Annotated in this window: 18 protein-coding genes; 11 read left to right on the forward strand and 7 right to left on the reverse strand. The window is 67.9% G+C overall.

Going from position 1 to position 22,217, the window contains the following annotated elements; genetic code table 11:
- The 6 genes from HL653_RS08605 to HL653_RS08630 all read left to right on the forward strand — a co-directional run bounded on the left by HL653_RS08605 (position 1) and on the right by HL653_RS08630 (position 4,900).
- Positions 1–813, forward strand: coding sequence for an SPOR domain-containing protein (locus HL653_RS08605; protein ID WP_171744157.1), 813 nt, complete (start codon positions 1–3; stop codon positions 811–813).
- Between the two features lie 156 nt (positions 814–969).
- Positions 970–1,980: a beta-N-acetylhexosaminidase gene (gene nagZ / locus HL653_RS08610; RefSeq protein WP_171744158.1), complete on the forward strand. Its 1,011-nt coding sequence runs from the start codon at positions 970–972 to the stop codon at positions 1,978–1,980.
- 175 nt (positions 1,981–2,155) lie between these two features.
- The gene (locus HL653_RS08615; RefSeq protein WP_171744159.1) at positions 2,156–2,905 is read left to right on the forward strand and encodes a ScpA family protein; all 750 of its coding nucleotides are present in this window, start codon (positions 2,156–2,158) and stop codon (positions 2,903–2,905) included.
- Between the two features lie 220 nt (positions 2,906–3,125).
- Positions 3,126–3,641 carry an SMC-Scp complex subunit ScpB gene (gene scpB / locus HL653_RS08620; protein WP_253717751.1) on the forward strand — a complete coding sequence of 172 codons (516 nt, stop codon included), beginning with the start codon at positions 3,126–3,128 and terminating at the stop codon, positions 3,639–3,641.
- A 23-nt stretch (positions 3,642–3,664) separates the two neighbouring features.
- The gene (locus HL653_RS08625; RefSeq protein WP_171744160.1) at positions 3,665–3,919 is read left to right on the forward strand and encodes a twin-arginine translocase TatA/TatE family subunit; all 255 of its coding nucleotides are present in this window, start codon (positions 3,665–3,667) and stop codon (positions 3,917–3,919) included.
- Between the two features lie 225 nt (positions 3,920–4,144).
- Positions 4,145–4,900: a DUF6683 family protein gene (locus tag HL653_RS08630; protein WP_171744161.1), complete on the forward strand. Its 756-nt coding sequence runs from the start codon at positions 4,145–4,147 to the stop codon at positions 4,898–4,900.
- A 39-nt stretch (positions 4,901–4,939) separates the two neighbouring features.
- On the opposite strand, the gene arsC is transcribed toward HL653_RS08630, so the two are convergent.
- The 3 genes from arsC to accB all read right to left on the reverse strand — a co-directional run bounded on the left by arsC (position 4,940) and on the right by accB (position 7,397).
- Positions 4,940–5,275 (reverse strand): arsenate reductase (glutaredoxin), encoded by a 336-nt coding sequence (gene arsC, locus HL653_RS08635; protein WP_171744162.1) that lies wholly within the window; start codon positions 5,273–5,275, stop codon positions 4,940–4,942.
- Positions 5,276–5,457: 182 nt separating this feature from the next.
- Positions 5,458–6,816 (reverse strand): acetyl-CoA carboxylase biotin carboxylase subunit, encoded by a 1,359-nt coding sequence (gene accC / locus HL653_RS08640; RefSeq protein WP_171744163.1) that lies wholly within the window; start codon positions 6,814–6,816, stop codon positions 5,458–5,460.
- Between the two features lie 110 nt (positions 6,817–6,926).
- Positions 6,927–7,397 carry an acetyl-CoA carboxylase biotin carboxyl carrier protein gene (accB, locus tag HL653_RS08645; protein ID WP_171744164.1) on the reverse strand — a complete coding sequence of 157 codons (471 nt, stop codon included), beginning with the start codon at positions 7,395–7,397 and terminating at the stop codon, positions 6,927–6,929.
- Between the two features lie 162 nt (positions 7,398–7,559).
- Here accB and thiS point away from each other — a divergent pair, with 162 nt between their 5' ends.
- Complete coding sequence (thiS, locus tag HL653_RS08650; protein ID WP_171744165.1) at positions 7,560–8,594, forward strand: sulfur carrier protein ThiS; 1,035 nt, start codon at positions 7,560–7,562, stop codon at positions 8,592–8,594.
- A 121-nt stretch (positions 8,595–8,715) separates the two neighbouring features.
- Here the strand turns inward: thiS and HL653_RS08655 are convergent, their stop codons facing one another.
- Positions 8,716–9,675: a fatty acid desaturase gene (locus HL653_RS08655; RefSeq protein ID WP_171744166.1), complete on the reverse strand. Its 960-nt coding sequence runs from the start codon at positions 9,673–9,675 to the stop codon at positions 8,716–8,718.
- A 705-nt stretch (positions 9,676–10,380) separates the two neighbouring features.
- Here HL653_RS08655 and HL653_RS08660 point away from each other — a divergent pair.
- Positions 10,381–13,176, forward strand: coding sequence for a pitrilysin family protein (locus tag HL653_RS08660; RefSeq protein WP_171744167.1), 2,796 nt, complete (start codon positions 10,381–10,383; stop codon positions 13,174–13,176).
- A gap of 211 nt (positions 13,177–13,387) precedes the next feature.
- Here HL653_RS08660 and HL653_RS08665 read toward each other — a convergent pair whose 3' ends face one another.
- Positions 13,388–13,648 (reverse strand): hypothetical protein, encoded by a 261-nt coding sequence (locus tag HL653_RS08665; protein WP_171744168.1) that lies wholly within the window; start codon positions 13,646–13,648, stop codon positions 13,388–13,390.
- A 158-nt stretch (positions 13,649–13,806) separates the two neighbouring features.
- Positions 13,807–17,172, reverse strand: a complete 3,366-nt coding sequence (locus HL653_RS08670; protein ID WP_171744169.1) for a glycosyltransferase — start codon at positions 17,170–17,172, stop codon at positions 13,807–13,809.
- Between the two features lie 183 nt (positions 17,173–17,355).
- On the opposite strand from HL653_RS08670, the gene HL653_RS08675 reads away from it, so the two are divergent.
- Both HL653_RS08675 and HL653_RS08680 read left to right on the forward strand, forming a co-directional pair.
- Positions 17,356–18,963 carry an MFS transporter gene (locus tag HL653_RS08675; RefSeq protein WP_171744170.1) on the forward strand — a complete coding sequence of 536 codons (1,608 nt, stop codon included), beginning with the start codon at positions 17,356–17,358 and terminating at the stop codon, positions 18,961–18,963.
- The gene (locus HL653_RS08680) at positions 18,960–19,205 is read left to right on the forward strand and encodes a hypothetical protein (RefSeq protein WP_171744171.1); all 246 of its coding nucleotides are present in this window, start codon (positions 18,960–18,962) and stop codon (positions 19,203–19,205) included. Before HL653_RS08675 ends, HL653_RS08680 begins: the two co-directional genes overlap by 4 nt.
- Positions 19,206–19,271: 66 nt before the next feature.
- On the opposite strand, the gene HL653_RS24145 is transcribed toward HL653_RS08680, so the two are convergent.
- The gene (locus HL653_RS24145) at positions 19,272–20,462 is read right to left on the reverse strand and encodes an esterase-like activity of phytase family protein (RefSeq protein WP_171744172.1); all 1,191 of its coding nucleotides are present in this window, start codon (positions 20,460–20,462) and stop codon (positions 19,272–19,274) included.
- 202 nt (positions 20,463–20,664) lie between these two features.
- On the opposite strand from HL653_RS24145, the gene HL653_RS08690 reads away from it, so the two are divergent.
- Complete coding sequence (locus tag HL653_RS08690) at positions 20,665–22,170, forward strand: AarF/ABC1/UbiB kinase family protein (protein ID WP_171744173.1); 1,506 nt, start codon at positions 20,665–20,667, stop codon at positions 22,168–22,170.
- The last annotated feature ends 47 nt before the right edge of the window (positions 22,171–22,217 follow it).

A 22,217-nucleotide genomic window follows, 5' to 3' on the forward strand; every position in this document is an offset into this window, starting at 1 on the left:
ATGGTCGAGATCCGGCGGGGGAGTTCGGGCGACGCGGCGCGCGAGCGTTTGCCGTGGCTGGAGCCGGTGGAAGATGAGGATGACTATGCGGCCGAGGGCTCGGGCTATGGCGGCCTGATCCTCGCCGCGATCCTCGTGCTGGTGGCGATCGCGCTGCTGACGGCGGGCGTGATCTGGTATCGCGGCCAGCGCGGCGGTGCCGCCGGCGGCGACGGCCAGATCATCAAGGCCGAGCCCGGCCCTTATAAGGTGCGCCCGCCCAATCCCGGCGGGATGAAGCCCGATGCCAATGGCGAGGTGACCTACGACACCAGCGCCGGGCAGGACGTGAACAGCCCGATCGACCTGAACGCGCTGCCCGAGCAGCCGATGGTGGCGCCGGGGCAGAATCGCCCGGCTCCACAGCAGGCACAGCGTGAGCAGCCGCAGACGCCGGCCCGGCCCGCCGCCGTGCCTCAGGCGCCTGTCGCCAAGGCTGCGCCGCAACCGGCCGCACCTCCGGTGGCGGCCGCTCCGCCCCCCGCGTCCCGGCCCGCGCCGGTTCCGCAGGCGCCGGCTCCCTCCGCCGTGCCCGAGGCGGGTGGCGTGGGCACCGTCCAGCTCGGCGCCTTCTCCAGCGAGGCGAAGGCCAAGCAGGCGTGGAAGACGCTGTCGGGCCGCTATGCCGGCCTGCGCGATCTCGGCATGGCGATCAGCCCGGTGAAGAGCGACGACAAGACGCTCTACCGCCTGCGCGCCTCCGGTGCGCCGAACGCGGCACGGCTCTGCGCCCAGCTGCGCGTGGCCGGCGAGAGCTGCAGCCTGGTCAACTGACGAGGATCCATCCCGCCGTTCGGTTCGAGCAGCATCGAGCGTGTCGAGATGCGACCGTCGAGAACGTCTGCGCTGACGTCTCGACTTCGTTCTCGACAGGCTCGAACTTCGCTCGAAGCGAACGGTGGGACATCTGACGCGTAAGGAAAGTCCGTTATGACACCCCTGATCCTCGGTTTGTCCGGTCCGGCCCTCACCGCCGACGAGCGCGCTTTCTTCGCGGAGGTGCAGCCGGCGGGCTTCATCCTGTTCCGCCGCAACGTGGTGGATCGCGATCAAGTGCGCGCGCTCACCGATGCGCTGCGCGCGGTATCCGGGCGCGACGACGTGCCGATCCTGATCGATCAGGAGGGTGGGCGCGTGGCGCGGATGCAGCCGCCCGAATGGCCCGCTTTTCCGGCCGGGGCCGCGTTCGACACACTCTATGACGTGGCGCCCATGTCCGCGATCGAGGCGATCCGCGCGCAGGCGACCGCGCTCGGCCTGATGCTGCGCGAGGTGGGCGTGAACGTCGATTGCCTGCCCTTGCTCGACGTGCGCCAGCCGGGCGCGCACGATATCATCGGCGATCGCGCGCTGGGCACCGAGCCTTTGCGCGTGGCGGCGCTGGGGCGTGCCACGATCGAGGGCCTGCGCGCGGGCGGCGTGGTCGGCGTGGTCAAGCATGTGCCGGGCCATGGCCGCGCGATGGCGGACAGCCATCTGGAGCTGCCCGTGGTCGATGTGTCGGCCGAGGAGCTGGAAACCGATCTCGCGCCCTTCATCCGGCTGCACGACGCGCCGATGGCGATGACCGCGCATGTGGTCTACCCGATCTGGGATCCGGCCCAGTGCGCGAGCCTGTCGGCGAAGATCATCGCCGGCATCATCCGCAAGCGCATCGGCTTCGACGGACTGCTGATGTCGGACGATCTGGGAATGCACGCGCTCAACGGCGATTTCGGCGATCGCGCATTCGGCGTGATCGCGGCGGGCTGCGATGTCGCGCTGCATTGCTCGGGCGATATGGGCGAGATGATCGCCTGCGCCGATGCGGTGCCGACGATCACGGCGGAGGCGCGCATCCGGCTGGACCGCGCGATGGCGACGATCGCGGCGGGCGCGACGACGGGCGACACGTTCGCGGCGCTGATCGAGAAGAGGGATCAGCTGCTGGCATTGGCGTGAGCCGTGCTTTCACCTCCAGCGTCATCCTGAACTCGTTTCAGGATCCATGACCCTTCACCCGATCTGGATACGCGAGGAGGAAGGGCAGGTAATGGATCCTGAAACGAGTTCAGGATGACGGGGAGAGTGGGGCACTCTCGACTCACCCGTCTCTCCGGCTAATCTGCTCCGTTCCATGTCCGACGAATTCGATCTTTCCCAGCCCGACGGCGAGACGCTGACGCTCGACATCGACGGGTGGGAGGGGCCGCTCGACCTGCTGCTGACGCTGGCGCGCAACCAGAAGGTGGATCTCAAGCAGATCTCGATCCTCGCTCTGGTGGAGCAATATCTCGACTTCATCGCGCAGGCGCGCGCGCTGAAGCTGGAGCTGGCGGCCGATTATCTCGTGATGGCGGCGTGGCTGGCCTACCTCAAATCGGGCCTGCTGCTGCCACGCGATCCCGAGATCGAGCCGAGCCCCGAGGAACTGGCGCTGCGCCTGCAATTGCGGCTCCAGCGGCTGGACGCGATGCGCGAGGCGGGGGCGCGGCTGATGGCGCGCGACCGGCTGGGGCGCGACGTGTTCGCGCGGGGGGAGCCCGAGGGGCTCCGGGTGGTGAAGACGCCCGCCTGGGAAGCCCATCTGTTCGATCTGATCGCGGCCTATGGCGCGGTGAAGGCGCGCGCCGTGCCCGCCATCCATATCGTCTCGCGCCGCCCGGTGATGACGCTGGAGGCGGCTCTGGAGCTGGTCGCGCGGATGGTGGGGCAGGAACTGGACTGGGCTGATCTGGCGAGCTTCCTGCCACCCGCGCAGGATGAGGACTATCGCCGCTCGGCGGTGGCCTCCAGCTTCGTCGCGGCGCTGGAGCTGGCCAAGCAGGGGCGGCTGGCGTTGCGGCAGGAGAGCGCGTTCGCGCCTTTGATGGTGCGGCGGGCGTGAGGGGGACACATTCCACCCCCACCGTTTGGTTCGAGCTTGTCGAGAACCGGGCCAGGCTTCGAGCGAAGCCGAGAAGCCGGGACACAAAGCACGGGCTCTCGACTTCGCTCGATCCCTGCGGGTTCTCGACAAGCTCGAACCAAACGGATTGGGGGGACGGATTTTGATCGACGTTGACGTCCGTGCCCTCGAGGCCACCCTGTTCGCCGCTGAAGCACCTATGACGCCGCAGGATCTCGCCACCGCCACCGGGATCGAGGACGTGAGGGGTGCCCTCACGCGCCTGGGCGCGCTCTACGAAGGGCACGGCATCGAACTGGTCGAGCGGGGCGGGCGGTGGCGGCTGCAGACCGCGCCGGATCTCGCCCACATCCTGCGGCGCGAGAAGGTGGAGCCGCGCAAGCTGTCCCGCGCGGGGATCGAGACGCTGGCGATCATCGCCTATCACGAGCCCGTCAGCCGCGCCGAGATCGAGGCGATCCGCGGCGTGCAGATCTCCAAGGGCACGCTGGATGCGTTGCTGGAGGCGGGCTGGGTGAAGCCCGCCGGGCGGCGCGAAGTGCCTGGGCGGCCGCTCACCTTCGCCACCACGCCGGCCTTCCTCGATCATTTCGGCCTCACCTCGCGCCGCGATCTGCCGGGGAGCGAGGATCTGAAGGCGGCGGGGCTGCTCGATCCGATCGATCTTGTCATGGAACAGCAGCTAGAGGTGGCGAAAGAGGGCGAGGGCGACTAAGTGTCGGCCGGAGGAGATATCTGATGGGCGGTTTGAGCATCTGGCATTGGCTGATCCTGGCGGTCGTCGTCATGCTGCTGTTTGGCAAGGGCCGCCTGTCCGACATCATGGGCGATGCGGCCAAGGGCATCAAAAGCTTCAAGAAGGGCCTGCAGGACGACGAGGAGGAGCAGCGCTCGGCCCCGCGCCCCGCGCAGCGCCTGCAGAACCAGCCCCCGCTGGAGCCGAACCCCGATCACAAGCTGCAGCCGATGCAGGACGACCGCCCCTCGCATTGAGGGGATAGGGCGGCCTGACGTTCGGGCGGCCGTCCTGAAATTGTTTCGGTATCCGGAGGACGATCCTCGAAGGAAGGATCGCGTCCGGTAAGCGGAGAACATTTCGACCGTCGCGCGCGTCTCCCTGTTCGTCGCATATGGGGCGGCCTCGCGCCTGCGACGCGTTCGGATCGTCACGATCCCGCTGTACCGTTCGCTCGTTTCCGTGAGCGGGAGTGGCGTGACATGCTGCGGTTTCGGGGCGTCCTGCGTGGGTGTATCGTCGCCATCGGCCTTGCCGGGGTGTCCCCGGTCGCCGCAGAGGTCGATGGGTGGGGATGGAGCATCATCATCCCCTCCGTCACCCGGACCGACGTTCTCGGCACGCGGCTGCGCCAGCTGGATGAAGAGATTGAGGCGCGCGACGGCGCCACGCCCAAAGGCGGGGTCGTCCCCGCTCCGGTAGCGCCCGATCCGGCCCGGCTGCGCTACGCGCCGTCCAGGGCGCGCCGCAGCGCCAATCTCGCCGCCTTCGTCGCCAAGAGCCGCCAGCGCGATCAGGACGCCGCCCGCTCGCTGGAGCAATTGTTCGCGCAGGGCGACATCATCGAGCGGATGGGGACGGTGCTCGCGTCCTATGGCATGAGCATCGATAATGTCGCCGATGCCTATGCGGTGTGGTGGATCGATGCCTGGCAGGCGTCGCACCGCCGGAACGAGGATACCGACAAGCGCACCTTCGCGGCCGTCCGCGCGCAGGCGGCCCGTGCGCTCTCCGCCACGCGGGAACTGGCCATGGCGGACGATGCCGCCAAGCAGCGCTTCGCCGAGGCCTTGCTGCTTCAGGCCCTGCTGCTGGAAGGCGCGATGGATCAGGCCAAGGCCAATCCGGCGATGTCGGGCCCGGTGGCCGACGCCGCCACGCGGGGCGCGCGCGGCATGGGGCTGGATATCGCGACGATGACGCTCACCCCGGACGGTTTCATCGCCGCCGCCCGATAGACGGGCCACGCTCGGAATTTCTGCATCCGACCGGACGGGTCAGAGGATCTCGCGCACCTTTTCGGGCGGGCGGCCCAGGCGGACGCCCTTGGCGGTTTCCACCAGCGGGCGTTCGATCAGGATCGGGTTGGCGGCCATCGCGGCGAGGATATCCTCCTCGTTCGCATCCTTGAGCGCCTTCGCATCGGGCTCGGCCAGCCGCAGGCCGTCGCGCGCCGTCATGCCCGCGCGCTTGTAGAGCCGGGCCAGATCCTCGGCGGACGGCGGCGTCTTCAGATATTCGACGATCGTGACCTCGGCGCCGCTGGCCTCGACGATCGCCAGCGCCTCGCGCGATTTCGAACAGCGGGGATTGTGATAGATCGTCGCTCTCATTCGCGTTCCCCGTCCCCGATCATTCTTCCGTTCGTGATGAGCCTGTCGAAGCACGGGCCTCAAGCGATGCCCTCGGAGCCCGTCCTTCGACTTCGCTCAGGACGAACGGAAATGGAAGGCGGCTCAGGCGTCGCCCTGCCTGGCCAGAGTGGCTGGCCCGCGCGACGGGATGATCCCCCGGATCATCCCGTCGTTTCCTCGCGCGCCAGCCACTCCTCCAGCCACTTGATCGAATAATCGCCGGCCTGGAATTCGGGATCGTCCAGCAGCGCCTGGTGGAGCGGGATCGTGGTCTTCACGCCATCGATCACGAACTCTTCCAGCGCGCGCCGCAGCCGGCGCAGCGCGCCGTTGCGGGTGGTGCCGTAGACGATCAGCTTGGCGATCATGCTGTCGTAATAAGGCGGGATGCGATAGCCGGCGTAAAGCCCGCTATCGACGCGCACGTTCATGCCGCCGGGCGCATGATAGCCCTTCACGAGGCCGGGCGAGGGCGCGAAGGTGCGCGCATCCTCGGCATTGATCCGGCATTCGATCGCATGGCCCCGGAAGACCACGTCTTCCTGCCGCAGCGTGAGCGGATGGCCCTCCGCCACGCGGATCTGCTCGCGGACGAGATCGAGGCCGGTGATCGCCTCGGTCACCGGATGCTCCACCTGCAGGCGGGTGTTCATCTCGATGAAGTAGAATTCGCCGTTTTCCCACAGGAACTCGATCGTGCCCGCGCCGCGATAGCCCATGTCGGCCATCGCCTTGGCGACGATGCCGCCCATGCGCGCGCGCTCCTCGGCCGAGATGATCGGCGAGGGAGCCTCCTCGATCACCTTCTGGTGGCGGCGCTGGATCGAGCAGTCGCGCTCGCCCAGATGGATCGCATTGCCGTTGCCGTCGCCGAACACCTGGAATTCGATGTGGCGCGGATTGCCGAGATATTTTTCGAGATAGACGGTCGCGTCGCCGAAGGCGGCCTTCGCCTCGGTGCCGGCCTGGCTCATCAGCGTTTCCAGCTGATCTTCCGAGGTGCAGACCTTCATGCCGCGGCCGCCACCGCCCGATGCCGCCTTGATGATGACCGGATAGCCGGCCTTGGCGGCGATCGCCTTGGCTTCCTCGAGATCGGAGATCGGGCCGTCGGAGCCCGGCACCAGCGGCAGGCCGAGCTTGCCGGCGGTGCGCTTGGCCTCGATCTTGTCGCCCATCGTCCGGATATGCTCGGGCTTGGGCCCGATCCAGATGATGTCGTGCGCTTCCACGATCTCGGCGAACTTGGCATTCTCCGAGAGGAAGCCGTAGCCGGGGTGGATCGCGTCCGCACCCGAAATCTCGGCGGCCGAGATGATGTTCGGGATGTTCAGATAGCTTTCCGCCGCCGACGGCGGCCCGATGCAGACCGCTTCGTCGGCCAGCCGCACGTGCATCGCGTCCGCATCGGCGGTGGAGTGCGCCGCCACCGTGCGGATGCCCATTTCATGGCATGCGCGGTGGATGCGGAGCGCGATCTCGCCGCGATTGGCGATCAGGACCTTCTTGATCTCGGGCATAGTATTTCCTTGGCGGCACCGGCCCGCTCCCCCACCCGGCCTCCCGCAAGATACTGCCGCTGGGAGGCCGGGTGGGGGAGCGGGCCGGTGCGGTGCCCAATATTAAACGCTTACTCGACCACCACGAGCGGCTGATCGAACTCGACCGGCTGGCCATTGTCGATCAGGATCGCCTTGACGGTGCCCGCCTTGGGCGCGGCGATCGGGTTCATCACCTTCATCGCCTCGACGATCAGCAGCGTATCGCCGGCGGCGACCTGCTGGCCCACGGACACGAAATTCTTCGCCTCCGGGCTGGCCGCGAGATAGGCGGTGCCCACCATCGGCGACTTCACGGCACCGGCCAGGCCCGCGTCGGCGGGCGCGGCAGGGGCCGCCACGGGCGCGGACGCCGCCATCGGGGCGGGAGCATAGGCCACGGGCGCGGCGGGAGCGGCCACGCTCACCTTGCGGACGACGCGGATCTTGCGATCCCCGTCCTGCACTTCGATCTCGGTCAGCTGCGTCTCATCGAGCAGCTCGGCCAACTGGCGGACGAGCGCGGGATCGACCTGCATCGCCGTCTTGGACGTATCGGTCATCAAGACCACCTCATTCACATTGAACTCTATTTGGCCGGGCGCCATGTCAGAGCTTGCCACTTACGTCCAGCTTCAACGGGCGCCTAAACGCGCGTTAGCCATTTGAAAGCGGACGAAGGACGGCCTAGATCGCCCCTCTCGCTCACAGGAAAAGCGCCCGAAATGCACAGCGACGGTACGATCAGCATCATCGTCAACGGAGAACATCGCCGCGTCAATGGCGGGATGACGATTGCGGGGCTGGCGGGCGAGCTGGGGCTGGAGCCGGCGAAGGTGGCGGTGGAGCGCAATCTGGAGATCGTGCCGCGCTCCACGCTGGGCGACGTGACGCTGGAGGATGGCGACGAGCTGGAGATCGTCCATTTCGTCGGTGGCGGCGACCATGCGGTCGCGGGCGGCGGCGGCGACCATGTCCCCGCGCCGGTGGACGACGATAGCTGGACGGTCGCGGGCAAGACCTTCCGCTCGCGGCTGATCGTCGGCACCGGCAAATATAAGGATTTCGCGCAGAATGCGGCGGCGGTGGCAGCCTCCGGCGCGGAGATCGTGACGGTCGCGGTGCGGCGCGTGAACATCGCGGATCGCAACCAGCCGATGCTGACCGACTTCATCGATCCCAAGACGATCACCTATCTGCCCAACACGGCCGGCTGCTTCGATGCCGAAAGCGCGATCCGTACGCTGCGTCTGGCGCGCGAGGCGGGCGGCTGGGATCTGGTGAAGCTGGAGGTGCTGGGCGAGGCGCGCACGCTCTATCCCGACATGATCGAGACGCTGCGCGCGACCGAGATCCTCGCCAAGGAAGGCTTCCTGCCGATGGTCTATTGCGCGGACGATCCGATCGCGGCGAAGCGGCTGGAGGATGCGGGTGCTGTCGCGATCATGCCGCTGGGCTCGCTGATCGGCTCCGGCCTCGGCATCCAGAATCCGGTGACGATCCGGCTGATCGTGGAGGGCGCCAAGGTGCCGGTGCTGGTGGATGCCGGCGTCGGCACGGCGAGCGAGGCGGCGGCGGCGATGGAACTGGGCTGCGACGGCGTGCTGATGAACACCGCGATCGCGGAGGCCAAGGATCCGATCCTGATGGCGGCGGCGATGAAGGCGGCGACCGAAGCCGGCCGTCTCGCCTATCGCGCGGGTCGCATGGGGCGGCGGCGCTATGCCGATCCCTCAAGCCCGCTGGCGGGCCTGATCTAAGGCACTACGTCATTGCGAGCGCAGCGAAGCAATCCAGTTCCGACAGGGCGGGACTGGATTGCTTCGCTGCGCTCGAACCCACCCCCGGCCCCTCCCGCAGGCGGGAGGGGAGGGCCGCGTTTCAGTTCGCGGCCAGCATCGGCGCGGCGCGGCCCTCGCGCGGGCCTTTCAGGACGTAGCGCAGATAATCGAGGTGGCCGTTGAACAGCTGATCCTTCCGGACCAGATCCTCTTCGACGAAAATCTGATGCACCGCCGGCAGGTTGCCGAACGACACCGTCGGGAAATGATGGTGATAGACGTGCATCGAGAAATTCATGTTCGGATAGAAGATGCGGCTGGCCCAGGTCGGCAGGATCACCGGCGAGGTTTCCTCCACGGTGGCGCCCTCATGGCCATAGGAATGCTCGCAGATCGCGCCCCAGCGCACGATCGCCGGGAAGATGGTGACGAGCGGCAGCGCCCAATAGAGCAGGAAGGCGGTCCAGCCGTGCACCACGGTCAGAACGGCTGCGACGGTGATCAGAAACACCGGCTTCAGCCAGCCCGGCACGGGATGCTTCCGCTTGAAGCCGTTGCCCGTATAGGCCCGCTTCTTGCGATCCAGCATGTAGCGCACGAAGCTCACGCCCGTCACGTCCAGCAGGAACAGGCCCAGCAGCCGGGCGAGCGGCATCGGGAAGGTCCAGTCCGGGCCCTGCTTGCGGAGGAAGTCCGGATCGGCCTGCGTGAAATAATGGCGATGATGGCGCAGGTGGATCTTCGCATAATCCTCGATCGTCACGGCGATCAGCGGATAAGCGGTGAAGAGATTGCCCACCACGTCGCCATAGCGGCCCTTGAGGCCCAGCGAATGGGTCTGCTCATGGACGAGCAGGGCGAGCAATTGCTGGCGGGTCGCCACGAAATAGATGGCGATGATCGAGACGAACACGTTGTGCGCCACCAAAGCGGCCGCGATCGCGACCGCGATGACGAGCCACGTCGTCACGAGCGTCTGGATATAGTGTGCCGGCCGGGCGCCGCACAGGGCCCGGATACGCGCCCGCGCGTCGGGCGAGAGTTGAGAAACCAGCTCCATGTCGATCCCGCTGCTAAGTCCCATCGCGCGACGACTCTGCCGACCCTCGGCTCCGCGCGACCCCCATCTCGACCGAATCCGTTAAACATCGAGTTAATGCACTAGGTCCGATGTGGACTCAACGACGATCTGTTTCTGGATTGCGACAGATTGAGCAGGGTGCGGGGGTTGGCTGGCCAGATCGTCACGCGGAGCCTTTGCAGGCTCAGGACAGGCTGACCGGGGTGACGGGGGGAGTTTTGGGGAGGCGGGAGCTTTCGCTCTGGGCGCTCTACCGGTGCGGGAGCGCGGAGGCCTCGATCGTCTTAATCATGGCGCAGGAGCGCCGCGGCAGGCCCTCGCGCGGCGGAGGCCTGCCTCTCGTCGTTAGCCCGCGACGGCGAGCGACTTGCGGACGTTGTTGATCAGGATCAGCAGGCTGAACATTTCGAACCTCGATGTTGGAATGCTGCGGTGCAGTATGAGCGCTCCTTTCGCTCGGTTCGTCGCGCGGCGCAAATGCTGGATTTCGGGAGTTGGTTGCGTCAAATGCATTCGTAAAATGATCTTAATTTAAGTGTTTAGCGTCTTAACAGGATGGTCGGGCACGGTTCGTCGCATCCTCGATCCGCTCGTGATGCGCCGCACAGAAGGTCCGGTTCGGACATCGACGAAGCGATCGCCTTTCGGGGCTTGATCCTGAGGCACTTCTGCTACGCTGCGGACATGCGTGCTCTTCTCCTCGCCTCCGCCCTCCTTGCCAGCACCGCCTCCGCCGCGCCCGTCGCGGTGCCGCCGCTGGCCTTCACCACGCGCACCTTGCCCAACGGGCTGCGCGTCTATGCGATGCCGGACAAGACCGGGACGACCGTGTCCGTGCAGGTGTGGTACGATGTCGGCTCGAAGGACGATCCGCGCGGGCGATCGGGCTTCGCGCATCTGTTCGAGCATCTGATGTTCAAGGCGACGCGCAACATGCCGTCCGAGATGCTCGATCGGCTGACCGAGGATGTCGGCGGCGCGAACAACGCCTCCACCGACGACGATTATACCGAATATCACGAGACGGCGCCGGCCAACCATCTCGAGCGGCTGATCTGGGCCGAGGGCGAGCGGATGGGCGGGCTGGTGATCGATCAGCCGACCTTCGTGGCGGAGCGGCAGGTGGTGGAGGAAGAACTCCGCACCGGGCTCGCCCGGCCTTATGGCCAGCTGTTCAGCCACGATCTGGTGAAGGCCAATTATCGGGTCCATCCCTATGCCCGCCCCGGCATCGGCAACATCGCGGAGCTGGACAGTGCGAGCGTGGAGGATGTCCGCGCCTTCCACGCGACTTACTATCGGCCCGATAATGCCGTGCTGGTCGTCTCGGGCAATTTCGATCCGGCCAGGCTGGATGGCTGGATCGATCGCTATCTGGGCCCGATCGCGAAGCCGGACCGGCCGATCCCGCGCGTCGACGTGGCCGAGCCCCCGCGCACCGCGCCCGCTTCCTATGCGGTGACGGCGCCGAACACGCCGCTTCCCGCCGTTACGCTCTCCTGGCTGCTGCCACCCACGACCGATGCCGATCATGCGGTGGTGACGATGATCGACGGGCTGCTCTCGGGCGGCGAAAGCTCGCGCCTCTATCAGGCGCTGGTCTATCGTGATCGGGTGGCGAGCGAGGCCGATGTGGACTCCAGCTTCCGCAAGGGGCCGGGCCTGTTCACGGCCTATGCGATCATCGCCGGCGGCAAGGATGCGGGCGCGGGGGAGGCGGCGCTGCGGCGCGAGGTCGGCCGGCTGCGCGACGCGCCGGTGACGGCGGCCGAGCTGGACCGGGTCAAGAACATGATCGTCACCGCCGCCCTGCGCGAGCGGGAGACGGCCGAGGGGCGTGCTTCGCTGATCGCCTCCAGCGTGATCGTCGATGGGGATGCGCGCGCCGCCGATCGCCAGCTGGCCGCGATCCAGGCGGTGACGGCGGCGGACGTGCAGCGCGTGGCGCGGCGCCTGTTCGCCGACGATCGCGCGGTGGCCATCCGCTATGGCGCGCCCGCCAAGGGTGCCGCGCCGCGCGATCCGATCACGATCGCCGCCACCGTCGTCACCGCGCCCCTGGTATCGCCGCCGAACGTGCCGATCGTGACCGCGCTCGGCCCGGACCGGCGCGCGGCGCCACCCGCGCCGGGTGCGGCCGTCGCGCCGGTGGTGCCTGTGGCCAGCGAGCAGAAGTTGGCCAACGGTCTGCGCCTCGTCGTGCTGGAGCGGCATGATCTGCCGATCGTCACGGCGATGCTCGTCTCGCCGCATGGCTCGGCCGAGGATCCCGAGGCGAAGCTGGGCCGCGCCGAGCTGGCGGCCGGCCTGATGACGAAGGGCACGCCCACGCGCAGCGCGACCCAGTTCGCCGACGCGATCGAGTCGCTGGGCGCTTCGATCTCGGCCGATGCCACGCGCGATTCGGCGACGATGGGGATGACGGCGCGCAGCGATCAGCTGAAGCCCGCCATGGCGATCCTGGCCGATGCGGCGCGCAACCCGATCTTCGCGGAGGAGGAACTGGATCGCGCGCGCAGCGAGGCGCTGGACGGGCTGGCGGTGGAGATGAAGCGTCCGGCCGTCCTCGCCAGCCTGACGGCGACGCGTGCGGCTTATGGCGCGGCGCCTTATGGCAAGCCCGCCAACGGCACGGCGAAGACGATCGCGGCGATCACCCGCGCCGACGTGACCGAAGGCTATCGGGCGGCCTGGTCGCCCGCTTCGACGACATTGGTGCTGGCGGGCGACGTGACGCCCGACTCCGCCCGCGCGCTGGCGGAGGGACTGTTCGGGGACTGGACGGCGCCCACTGTCGCCGCCGTCGCCCCTGCGGCCGTGGCGTTCCCCAAGCCGCGTGCGATCCTGCTCGACATGCCGGGCGTGGCGCAGGCGGCGGTTTCGATCGTGCGGCCGACGCTGACGCGCACCGATCCCTCTTATTATCCGCTGCTGGTGGCCAATACGGTGCTGGGCGGGGGCTTTTCCTCGCGGCTCAATATCGAGGTGCGGATCAAGCGCGGGCTGGCCTATGGCGCGGGCAGCCGGCTGACGGCGGGGCGGCTGCCGGCGCCGCTGGGCGTGGCGACGCAGACCAAGAACCCGTCTGTGCCCGAGGTGATCGGCCTGATGCGCGCGGAGATGGCACGGCTGGGCCACGAGGAGGTGCCGCAGGCCGAACTGGCCGCGCGCAAGGCGACGTTGATCGGCGGCTTCGGCGACGGGATCGAGACGACCGACGGGCTGGCGGGCGTCGCGGGCAGCCTGATCGTGGAGAATGTGCCGCTGGGCGAGATGGCGCTCTATGCCGGGCGGATCGATGCGGTGACGCCGGCGGCGCTGAAGGCGGCGGCCGCCACCTATCTGGATCCCGCCGGGGCCAGCCTCGCCGTGGTGGGCGATGCCAAGCTCTTTGCGGCGGGGCTGGCGGAGAAGGGGATCGTCATGGAGCGGATCGCCGCCGATGCGGTCGATCCGGGGTCGGTCACGCTGGGAAAGTAGGGGAGGCCATCCGGTCATCCTGAGCCTGTCGGGGGATCGTCCTTTTCCTTTCAAGGAGAGAACGGTGCTTCGACAGGCTCAGCACGAACGGGATAGGCGGCGTTTCGATTGGATCACGCGTCATTGCGAGCGCGGCGAAGCCATCCAGTCCCTTGCGTTCGGGACTGGATGGCTTCGCTGCGCTCGCAACGACGATGGAATTAGGACAGGTTCAGGCGAGGGCGGTCGCGGCGGTGGCGCCGGCGATCAGGATCGCCATCCACAGCGCGCTGGCGCTGGCGACGATGAAGGCCATGGCGCGGCGATGCGACCAGAGCTCGACATGCGGATCGGGCAGCTGTCCGTTGCGCTCGTCGAGGAGCTGCTGGAGCAGGCGGGCCGGGGACTGGACGGCCATCACGCCTTCGCGCGCGGTCGACAGGGGCGAGCCCTGCTCTTCGGCCCATTCCGTCTTCAACTTACGCTGCGCCATTACACGACCCTCCTTGCGGTCGATTCCCTATGGCGCGATCAGCCTTTCCAATCGGTAAAAACGGGCGGTTACCCGTATTTTTACTATATGTTTTGCCCGGATTTCGGGCGCCGCATGACGCGATTCGATCGTTACGGGGGCGATCTTTCGGCCCATCGTCAGTTGGGGGAGGCGACCCGGCCCGATCGTTCCAGCTTGCCCCAGCCCACCCACAGGCCCCGGACCGCAGACGCCACCGCGCGCACGACGACCGAATACATGATCTGCCGATAGACGAAGCGCTGGGCCAGCAGCAGGAAGAGCGGAAAGCGTTTCTCCCGCTTTTCCAGCCGATAGGCGATCCAGCCGCACACGGCGTCGATCGTGGTGAAGGCGATCCAATAGGCGCCCATGTGCAGCACGTCGGACTGGGTCTGCGCCCAGCCATGCTGCTGGACGCGCACGAAGGTCGACACGATCGAGATGGCGAGCGCCAGATCGATCAGCGGCGAGATCAGGGCGAAGCCGATCTGAAACAGCCACGCCTGCGGGATGCCGACCAGGGCAAGGCCGGCCGGCTTGCGATCGGCCAGGATGCGGCGATGCTTCCACAGGCATTGCAGCGTGCCGAACGCCCAGCGGAAGCGCTGCTTGGAGAGCGCGCCGAAATTTTCGGGCGCCTCCGTCCACGCGACGGCATCGATATCGTAGCGCACCAGCCAGCCGTGCCGCTGGATCGCGATGGTGAGATCCTGATCCTCGGCCAGCGTATCGTGCGGATAGCCGCCGACGCTGTCGAGCGCGGAGCGGCGCCACGCGCCGACGGCGCCCGGCACCACCGTGATCGCATCGAAGCGGCTGAGCGCACGGCGCTCCAGATTCTGCGCGGTCACATATTCCACGCTCTGCCAGCGGGTGACGAGGTTGATGCGGTTGCCGACCTTTGCATTGCCCGCCACCGCGCCGAGCGCGGGATCGGCGAACCAGCGCGCGAGGCGGGCCATCGTCAGGGGCTCGAACTGCGTATCTGCGTCCAGCGCGACGATCACCTCGCCGCTCGCCAGTTCCAGCCCCTTGTTCAGGGCGCGCGCCTTGCCGCCATTTTCCAGCGTCAGCAGGCGCACGCGCGGATCGTCGGCGAAGGCCGCCTGCACGATCGCGCTCGTCTCGTCCTTCGATCCGTCGTCGATCACGATCACTTCGATGTCGATCTGCTCGCTGGCGAGCACGCGGCGCACCGAGGCCTCGATCACGCGCGCCTCGTTATACGCGGGGATCAGCACGGACACGAAGCGCGAGGGATCGATTTCGGGCGGCACCGCGCGATTGACCTTCGCATTCGAGCGGACGGCGAGGAAGGCCAGCAGAATCGCGCGGAACGTGCCCACGAAGATCGCGAGAAAGAACAGGAATTTCAGCGTGGCGTTGAGCCCCGCCAGCACCAGGAAGATGCCGACGTCGAAGCGCACCGCGAGCAGATCGCTGCCCGAAACGACGGGATTCACCTGCGCCCGCGACAAGCCCGCGAGCTGCGAGACGGGCACGAACGTGTAGCCCTTGGCGCGCAGATCATCGATGATCGTGGGCAGGGCCGCCACGGTCTGCGCGCGATCGCCGCCGGAATCGTGGAGGAGCACGATGTTGGCGGATTTGTTGGGATCGCCATTCTTGGCCTCCCACTCGCCGCTCTCGACCGCGTCGATCGTGTTGTCGATGATCTTCTGCACGCCGGGGCGCGTCCAGTCCTCGCTGTCGGCATGGAGGCCGACGATCGCATAGCCCTGCTTCTGGGCGAGCATCGCGGGGACGAGTTCGTCCTCGGTCGTCGGCTCGGCGTCGCCGAAATAGGGCGCGCGGAACAGGCGCATCGATCGGCCGGTATAGGCCTCCAGCAGGCGCTGCGTGGTGTTCAGCTCGATCCGCGTGCCGCGTGGCGAGGCCAGCGCGAGATTGGGATGCGTATAGGTGTGGTTGCCGATCTCCGATCCCGTATCCAGGATCCGCTGCAGCAGCAGCGGATGGGCCAGCGCATTCTCGCCCACCACGAAGAAGGTGGCGGGCACCTTCTTGGCGTTCAGGATGTCGAGGATGCGCGGCGTCCAGGTCGCGTCCGGCCCGTCGTCGAAGGTCAGGGCGATCTGCTTCGAGATGTAGCCGGTCCGGGCGACCACATAGGGGGTCGGATAGGCGCGGTAGGTCTCGCTGCGGATCAGTCCGTGCACATCGGCCGTCGCGGTGCGGAAGCCGGGCGTCGGCACGGCCGCGATCCGCAGGATCTCGCCATTCCCCTGCACGTCGGTATTGCCGATCGAGAGGACCTCGCCGAATTTGGGCGGGCGATTGCCCCGGCGCAGCGCGGTGAACGCATCCCAGATGCCCGGATCCTCGCCGCCGAGCCGCCACAGCGCGACGCCGAACGCGCCCGCCGTCTTGGCGGCGAGCATCTGGTTCCAGCCGCTCGCCGCATCCAGCATCCACACGTGGCGCAGCGTGCCGTCATCGTCATGATAATCGTAGGTGGCGTTGCCGCTGGCGGGGTCGAAATGGGTGACGGAATTGTTGTCGTGCGCGATCAGCCACGCGCGCTCCACCGTCATCGTATCGGCGTTGGTCTTCCCGTCCGGCCAGTCATAGGCATAGCTGCCGATCGCGGTGATCGCCTTGTCCGGGCCGATCGCGCGGGTGATGTGGCGGATCCTGTCGACGAACCAGGGCTGCGAGGCGATCGGCCCGGCGGGGCCGCCCGGCACATGCTCGTCATAGGCCATCAGGAACAGCTTGTCGGCGACCTTGGCATAGGCCTTCAGATCCCAGCTGTCGTCGTCCACCGGAACGGCGGCGGTGACGAGCAGCGCGCCGAAGCGTTCATTCGCCTCTTTCAGCAACGTGCGATAATCGGCCTGCGCGCTGGCCGGCAGTTCCTCGATATCGAAACAGACGCCGCCCGCGCGCTCGGCCCGCATCATCGCCGCCACGCGATCGAGGAACAGCTTGCGCTGCGCGGGATCGTGCAGCAGCCTGGCCATGCCCGCGCCGTCCCAATCCTCGTCCTGCACATTCTGGACGAGCGGCAGGATCATCGGGCGATGCTGGCTGGTCGCCAGCACGGCGCGCAGCTTGCGATCGGGCTTGTAGACGAAATCGTGATTCGGTCCGGTGACGGAGGCAAGCACCGGCACGAGCCAGTCCATGTCGTTGATATGCGCGGACAGGCTGGCGCGGCTCGCATCGTCCCACGGCACGTAGAAGCCGACGACGGTCTGCCGCCCGGTCGAGATCGCGCCGGGCTTGGGCGCCCCGGGCAGCCAGCTCTGCACCCCGCGCACGCGCCGCACGGTGCGGCGGATGTTCGCCACCTGCGCATTGAGCGAGCGCGGCTGCTGGCGCTCGATCCCCAGCTTCAGCGGATCGGGCGCAGGCACGTTCATGATCGTCGCGGCAAAGCCGATCGCCGCCAGCGCGACGATCACGATCACCGCCCACAGCAGCCTGAGCGACCAGATGCGTCGCCTGCCGCTCGGATCGTAGAAGACCGGCGCTTCCATCAGTTCTGGCCTCTCCGTCCCGCCGCCATCAGCATGGGGTGGGCCGCGCCTCTATGAGGAAGGCGGGCCGCGGGCAAGCGGCGGGCGAGGGCGGCGCGATCATGGCTGCTGCTGTACCGCAGGCGGCGGCCCCTTCCCAGCCGCCGCGATTGTCCCATAGAAAAGGGCCGGAGAGGACAGAAGATGACGGCAGCGGGACAGGGAGCGGCGCAGGCAGGCGGAGAGGCGCGCACGGGCATGGGGCTCGTCATCCTCGCCTCCACGCTGGGCACGGTGTTCGAATGGTATGATTTCTTCGTCTACGGCACGCTCGCCACGATCATCGCCCACCATTTCTTCCCGGCCGACAATCCCAACGCCTCGCTGCTGATCACGCTCGCCACGTTCGGCGTGGGTTTCGGCATGCGGCCGCTCGGCGCCGTGCTGTTCGGCGTGCTGGGGGACCGGCTGGGGCGCAAATATACGTTCCTCGCCACGGTCGCACTGATGGGCGGGGCGACCGCGCTGATCGGCCTGCTGCCCACCTATCGGCAGATCGGGTTGACCGCGCCGATCCTGCTGCTGCTCGCGCGCGTGGCGCAGGGGCTCGCGCTCGGCGGAGAATATGGCGGGGCGGCCATCTACGTGGCGGAGCATGCGCCGGCGCGGCGGCGCGGCCTTTACACCAGCTTCATCCAGGCGGGCGTGATCGGCGGCTTCCTGCTCAGCCTGATCGCGGTGCTGGCCTCCACCAGCCTGGTCGACAAGGCGCAGTGGGAAAGCTGGGGCTGGCGCGTGCCGTTCCTCTTCTCGCTCGTGCTGCTGGCGGTGTCCCTGTGGGTGCGGCTGAAGCTGCACGAAAGCCCCGTCTTCCGTGAGCTTCAGGCCGAGGGCGGGCTCGCACGCAATCCGCTGCGCGAGAGCTTCGACAGATGGGCCAAGGTGAAGCGCATTCTCGTCGCCTTGTTCGGCATTTCGGCGGGGCTCACGGTGATCTGGTATACGGCGCAGTTCCAGAGCCTCTATTTCATCCAGAATGCGCTGCGCGTGGACGATACGGCGGCGCGGCTGATCGTGGGCGCGGCGGCGGTGTGCAGCCTCGGCTGGTTCCTGCTGTTCGGCTGGATCTCCGATCTGGTCGGCCGCAAGAAGCCGATCGTGATCGGCCATGCGCTGACCCTGCTGCTGCTGTTTCCGCTGTTCCACTGGATGGCGGCGGCGGGCAATCCCGATCTGGCCGCCGCGATGGCGCGCGCGCCGGTCGTGGTGACGGGCGGGGACTGCGCTTACGATCCCTTCGCCACCGGCAAGCAGGCCACGCCCTGCGGCCGCCTGCTGGATGCGCTCGCCAAGAAGGGCATCGCTTACACCAAGGTGGACGCCCCCGCCGGCCAGCCGCCGCAGGTGCGCATCGGCGGCCAGCCGGTGGACGCGGCCGATCCGGCCCGGCTGGATGCGGCGCTGGCGGAGGCGGGCTACCGGCTGGAGAAGATCGTGCCGCCCTTCGGCCGCGCGGTGCAGGTGGCGCTCGCCATCATCGGCATCGGCTTCCTCTCGGGCATGACCTACGGGCCGGTCGCGGCGTTGCTGGTGGAGCTGTTCCCGGCGCGGGTGCGCTACACCAGCATGTCCGTGCCCTATCATATCGGCACCGGCTATTTCGGCGGCTTCCTGCCCTTCATCAGCCAGCTGATCGTGGTGAAGACGGGCGATCCCTTCGCGGGCCTCTGGTACACGATGGCGGTGGTGGCGATGGCTTTGGTGGTGACGGCGTTCGGTCTGCCCGAAACGGCGGGGAAGGAGCTGGAGTGATCCTTCTGGCCGCACTGGCCGCCGCTGCGACCGCGCCCGATGTCGCGCGCCTGCTCGAACGGCGCGAGGGTTGCGACCATTGGGCCGGGGAGGAGCCTTATGACCAGGCACGGGGCCGCGAGATCGCCGCGGCTCTGGCATCGCTGCGTTGCTCCGCCATCGAGCGGGACGAGAAGCGCCTGCGCCGGAAATATGCGCGCGATGCCGCCGCGCTGCGCCTGATCGATCAGGCGCCCGATTAGGGGCGATCGGAACGCGCGCATGGAATGGCGGAGCGGGCGCCGGCCCACCCCGCCATCCCGCTGCGATCAGGCGAAGCGGACCCGCGTCGTCGTCCGGCGACGCATCGAGCCGCCGACCGCGCCGAAGCCGATGATGAACATCGCCCAGGTCGCGGTTTCGGGCACTGCGGACGTCTCGTTCACGCCCAGCACGATGAACTGCGTCTTGCGCTGGCCGGTGCTGTTATTGTTGTCGGACACGAGCGTCAGGCTACGGCGGCCGTCCGCCAGCGTGGGGCCGAAGGTCATGCCCTCGATATTGTCGATCTTCGTATCATAGGTGCCGAGGACGGCCGCCAGCGACTGCGAATCGAACAGCAGGGTCTTGGTGAGCGCCGAATAAGGCGTGCCGCCGTCGAGGAACTGGATACCCGACACGTCCGTCGCGCCCGCCAGATCGACCTGATAGATGCGGATCGAATTGTGCGAGACGCCGTCGGTGGTGCTGAGGCCGTCCCAGGCGCGCTCCAGCACCAGGAAGCTGGTGTCGCTGACCGCGAGGATTTCGGACACGCCATTGTTGCCCACGCCGCCGCCCGGCGGATTGGCGATGACGCTGCCGGGGCGGTTCGGCGCGCTGACCGAATCGAGCTGATAGGCATATTGGCTCAGCAGCGCGCCGTCCGTGCCGATCTGCGACAGGCGGATGACGTTGGTGGCATCGCCCTGCAGCGCATTTTCGCGCGACACCCACAGGCTGCCGTCCGGCGTGAAGGTCATGCCTTCCAGCCCGTAATTGGAGGCACCCGCCGGGGTGCGGCCCGTGACCGAGGCCGGCAGCGTGATCTGCGTGCGCACGCCGTTGCTGTCGATATGATAGACGGCGTTCGGCGCCTCCGACGTGACCCACACGCCGTTGCCGTTCGGATCGTAGCGGATCGATTCCAGCCCGGTCAGGCCGTTGTTGGTGCCGCCCAGCGTGTTCACGCCGGTGAACTGCATCGTATAGCCGCCCCCCGCCTGCGGCACGGCCTGCAGCGTGAAGGCGACCGGGCTGACGCCGCTGATCGTATTGTCGCGCTGGGCGATGAAGGTGTTGGTCGCGGCATTGTAATCGATGCCGGAAAGGCCGGCGATCACCTGATTCTGATAGCGCGTGCCGGTCGTGAAGGTGGTGTTGCTCAGATAATCGAGCGAGGTGATCGCGGCCTCTGCGCTGCCGGCGCCGACGAGCGAGACGGCGGCGAGGAGCAAGGCGCGCTGGAGTTTGGTTAACATTCGGTAAATCCCCATCGGTGAAGGGCGCGCTTTACGAGCGGGGCACGACATTTCGGGTGCGAAATGATGACGGGGGCATGAAATCCGACCCGTCCTCTCCGGGCTGCCATCGGATATCATCGCCGTTGAGGCGCGTGGGCTCGGTTTCCCGCGAAACGGCGCTGAGGGAACCGGCACGCGGCTGGGCGATTGCGTCGGCCATATGCTGACCACCATCGCCGTCGCCGCGCGGGATCGCCGCCGCCTTGCCGAAATCAGCACCGTCGCGACGCGCTTCGGGCTCGATCTGTTTCTCGCCCGGCTGGGGCTGGGCAGCGGCGGGGAGGGCGCGGGCGAGCCGGCCGATCTGCCCGCGCGCACCCGCGCGGCGCTGGAGGAATTGGGGCCGACCTTCGTGAAGTTCGGCCAGATCCTCGCCACGCGGCGCGATCTGCTGCCCGATGCCTGGATCGAGGAACTGGAGCATCTCCACAGCCGCGCGCCGACGCGGCCGTTCGAGGAATTGCGCGGCGAGGTGGAGGCCGCCCTGGGCGAGCCACCGGAGACGGCGTTCGCCAGCTTCGATCCCGCGCCGCTCGCCGCCGCCTCGATCGCGCAGGTGCATCGTGCGACTCTGCAAGACGGCCGGGCGGTGGTGCTGAAGATCCGGCGTCCCGGCATCCGCGCGCAGATGGAGGCGGACCTGCGCCTGATCCGCCACTTTGCGGGGCTGGTGGAATCGAACAGCGCGGTCGCGCGCCGCTTCCGCCCGCAGGCTCTGGTGCAGCAGCTCGCGCAGGATCTGCTCGACGAGCTGGATTTCACCGCCGAGGCGCGCAACGCGGACCGGCTGCGCGCCGATCTGGCCGGGCGGGACGACGTGGTCGTGCCCGAGGTCCATTGGCAGTGGACGTCCGAAGCCGTGCTGGTGATGGACTATGTGGCGGGCGTGTCGCCGCGCAGCGGGGAGGCGCTGCGATCGGCCGGGATCGATCCCGATGCGATCGCGGCGCTGGGCGCCGATCTGGTGCTGGACATGGTGCTGGTCACCGGGCGCTTCCACGGCGATCCGCACCCCGGCAATTTGCTGTGCCTGCCCGGCGATCGGCTGGCCCTGCTCGATCTGGGCTCGGTCGGCACGGTCAGCGCGCGCCGGCAGCAGGAATTCCTCACCTTCGTGCTGTCGCTGCGGTCCAGCGACGCGGTCGCGCTGGCCGATACGCTGGCGATCTGGAACGAGGATTCGGGCGCGCCGCGCGCCGCGATCCTGGCGGCGTCCGAGCGGCTGATGGCGCGCCACGGCGGCGGCCCGCTGGTGATGAGCGCGCTGGTGAAGGATCTCTTCCCGCTGCTGCGCGAGGAAGGGCTCGTGCTGCCGCCCGATCTGTTGCTGGTGTTCAAGGCGATGATCACGATGGACGGCGTGCTGAACGGGATCGCGCCGGGCTTCGATCTCTCCCCCGCGATCGAGCGGGCCCGCGCGAAACTGCTCGCCCACCGTATCTCGCCCCAGCGCGGGCGGGACCGGGCCGAGGCGCTGATGCTGGAACTGGACCGCGTCGCGACCGAGGCGCCGCACCTGATCCGCCTGCTCAGCCGCAGGCTGGAGGCAGGGCAGGAGCCGACGGGCGCGCTGATCGCGCAGGCGGCGGGCAAGGGCGCGATGATGATCGCCGGCGCGATCGTGCTGGCGGCCTTGCTGATCGCGGTGGCGTTGGTTTTCGGTTAGTTCCCCACAACCCGTTCATGCTGAGCGTGTCGAAGCATCGTCCTTCT

It is taken from the genome of Sphingomonas sp. AP4-R1, from assembly GCF_013113735.1.
Lineage (GTDB): Bacteria > Pseudomonadota > Alphaproteobacteria > Sphingomonadales > Sphingomonadaceae > Sphingomonas_I.

Excerpts from the sequence above, each read along its gene's own strand:
- HL653_RS08670 (WP_171744169.1), bottom strand. The coding sequence starts at position 17,172 with ATGGAAGCGCCGGTCTTCTACGATCCGAGCGGCAGGCGACGCATCTGG.
- nagZ (WP_171744158.1), top strand. The coding sequence starts at position 970 with ATGACACCCCTGATCCTCGGTTTGTCCGGTCCGGCCCTCACCGCCGAC.
- arsC (WP_171744162.1), bottom strand. The coding sequence starts at position 5,275 with ATGAGAGCGACGATCTATCACAATCCCCGCTGTTCGAAATCGCGCGAG.
- HL653_RS08675 (WP_171744170.1), top strand. The coding sequence starts at position 17,356 with ATGACGGCAGCGGGACAGGGAGCGGCGCAGGCAGGCGGAGAGGCGCGC.
- HL653_RS08655 (WP_171744166.1), bottom strand. The coding sequence starts at position 9,675 with ATGGAGCTGGTTTCTCAACTCTCGCCCGACGCGCGGGCGCGTATCCGG.
- HL653_RS08605 (WP_171744157.1), top strand. The coding sequence starts at position 1 with ATGGTCGAGATCCGGCGGGGGAGTTCGGGCGACGCGGCGCGCGAGCGT.
- HL653_RS08615 (WP_171744159.1), top strand. The coding sequence starts at position 2,156 with ATGTCCGACGAATTCGATCTTTCCCAGCCCGACGGCGAGACGCTGACG.
- HL653_RS08690 (WP_171744173.1), top strand. The coding sequence starts at position 20,665 with ATGCTGACCACCATCGCCGTCGCCGCGCGGGATCGCCGCCGCCTTGCC.
- HL653_RS08630 (WP_171744161.1), top strand. The coding sequence starts at position 4,145 with ATGCTGCGGTTTCGGGGCGTCCTGCGTGGGTGTATCGTCGCCATCGGC.
- HL653_RS08625 (WP_171744160.1), top strand. The coding sequence starts at position 3,665 with ATGGGCGGTTTGAGCATCTGGCATTGGCTGATCCTGGCGGTCGTCGTC.
- HL653_RS24145 (WP_171744172.1), bottom strand. The coding sequence starts at position 20,462 with ATGTTAACCAAACTCCAGCGCGCCTTGCTCCTCGCCGCCGTCTCGCTC.
- scpB (WP_253717751.1), top strand. The coding sequence starts at position 3,126 with ATGACGCCGCAGGATCTCGCCACCGCCACCGGGATCGAGGACGTGAGG.
- HL653_RS08660 (WP_171744167.1), top strand. The coding sequence starts at position 10,381 with ATGCGTGCTCTTCTCCTCGCCTCCGCCCTCCTTGCCAGCACCGCCTCC.
- accB (WP_171744164.1), bottom strand. The coding sequence starts at position 7,397 with ATGACCGATACGTCCAAGACGGCGATGCAGGTCGATCCCGCGCTCGTC.
- HL653_RS08665 (WP_171744168.1), bottom strand. The coding sequence starts at position 13,648 with ATGGCGCAGCGTAAGTTGAAGACGGAATGGGCCGAAGAGCAGGGCTCG.
- thiS (WP_171744165.1), top strand. The coding sequence starts at position 7,560 with ATGCACAGCGACGGTACGATCAGCATCATCGTCAACGGAGAACATCGC.
- accC (WP_171744163.1), bottom strand. The coding sequence starts at position 6,816 with ATGCCCGAGATCAAGAAGGTCCTGATCGCCAATCGCGGCGAGATCGCG.